This window comes from Moorena sp. SIO3B2, assembly GCF_010692525.1.
Taxonomy (GTDB): Bacteria; Cyanobacteriota; Cyanobacteriia; order Cyanobacteriales; family Coleofasciculaceae; genus Moorena; species Moorena producens.
Genome location: NZ_JAAHHE010000789.1, coordinates 1 through 1,778, shown reverse-complemented (window position 1 = coordinate 1,778; position 1,778 = coordinate 1). Strand labels below are relative to the sequence as shown.

General features: G+C 40.4%; 2 protein-coding genes. Both read left to right on the top strand.

Annotated elements, in window-relative coordinates; translation table 11 throughout:
* On the top strand, nt 1-248 hold a 248-nt coding region (locus F6K38_RS41060; RefSeq protein ID WP_502709664.1), incomplete at its 5' end, for a DUF8838 domain-containing protein.
* 327 nt (nt 249-575) lie between these two features.
* On the top strand, nt 576-1,571 hold the full coding sequence (gene arsS, locus F6K38_RS41055) for an arsenosugar biosynthesis radical SAM (seleno)protein ArsS (RefSeq protein WP_287360579.1): 996 nt from the start codon (nt 576-578) through the stop codon (nt 1,569-1,571).
* Nucleotides 1,572-1,778: the final 207 nt, after the last annotated feature.

The window sequence follows — 1,778 nt, the reverse complement described above, 5'->3', positions numbered from 1 at the left end:
TGGAAAGTCTGGATTCTGTTTCTTTCAAAGTTGTGATCCCAGAGGATGGACCATGTATTTTTACTGGCAAAACAGCAATTTACATGGGCGCGGAAGAGTTTTTTGATGACAATGCGGGACACATCCTTTCCCGTGGTGTTCCAGCTGCTGTTTGTGATAAAACAGCCGCCAAATTAGGAAAGGTGAATCCAGAAGAAATCTTAATCACCGATTCAACTTGGCACTATGTTGGTGGTGGTTGTTGTTAGAGGTGAAGGATAAAGTCTGTTCGCGTAGCGTCGGCTTCGCCGAAAGTCTGAAGTCTGAAGTCTGAAGTCTGAAGGATGTTCGCCTTAAGCGTCTCTTGTCCGGGAAGGTGAAGGATAAAAAAAATAGGAGTTTTTAATTAACCAATCCATGGTATGATTAAGGTTTATCAAAGCATAACTATCACTTTATACTTCACACTTCATACTTCAGATTTACCCAAGACTAAATCATAGTTTATAAGTAATAGTTCAGACTTTCGGCGAAGCCGAGGCTACGCGAACAGACTTTAGACTTAATAAGTCTCACAATCCCAAGGCGATAAAAATATGATTAAAACAGACGTTTTAGCTGTTACACCGTTCCGCAAAAAACTGCAAGCTCCCTTAAGGAAACACCCCATCACGGTTTTACAAATTAATCTGGGGAAGCGTTGTAATCTAGCTTGTAGTCACTGCCATGTGGAAGCTGGTCCTAAACGAACTGAAGAACTTTCTCCAGAAATTTGTGACCAGCTTATTAAGCTGATTCATCAGTTTTCTCAAATTAAGACGGTTGACTTGACTGGTGGCGCACCAGAGATGAATTATGGCTTTAAGCCATTAGTTGAAGCCGCATACCAAACCGGAAAGGAGGTGATTGTTCGGTCAAATTTGACCATTTATTTTGAACCGGGATATGAGGATATACCTGACTATTTCGCTAAGCACCAATTACGAGTAGTGGCTTCTTTGCCTTGTTATCTGGAAGATAATGTAGATAAAATGCGCGGCAAGGGGGTTTATGATGATTCGATTCGGGCGATTCAATGGCTGAATCGGTTGGGCTATGGGAGAAACCCCAAATTAATTCTTGATTTGGTCTACAATCCTTCGTTGCCACTGAGTGAAACGTTTTCTCTAACTCCTAATCAGGTTAAGTTGGATAAGGATTATCAAGTGTTCCTAAAAGAACAGTTTGATATTGACTTCAACCAGCTATTTACAATTACCAATATTCCCGTTGGTAGAACAAAGTTTCATTTACAACGCACCAAGTTATATGCTCCCTATATGGAGTTTCTAGAAAATAGTTTCAATGCCAGTACGGTGGAACATTTGATGTGTCGTAATGAACTGTCTATTGACTATCTGGGTAATGTCTATGATTGCGATTTTAATCAGATGGAAAATGTAGCAGCAACCTCTGGCACTGGAGAAAGGTTGACAGTTAGTAAACTGATCGAAGCAGGAAGTTTAGACATCATTGAAGAAATTCGCACCGCTTCCTATTGCTATGGCTGTACAGCAGGGTCTGGTTCCAGTTGTGGTGGTGCTTTGATTTGATCCAATCAGAGTTTTTTTTGATTATAATATGAATGGCTTTTCATATAAATGATAATTCAACTGCTTAAAATTGCTGAATTATGAACTCAAAAAGTCCATCATCTCAAGCCTTCTGTGTCCGTAAGCTGAAAGTTTTAGCGGACAACACTCGTCTCACTGTTCTGGAAATCCTGATGGAAGGACCAAAACATGTTGGAGAGCTCAAGG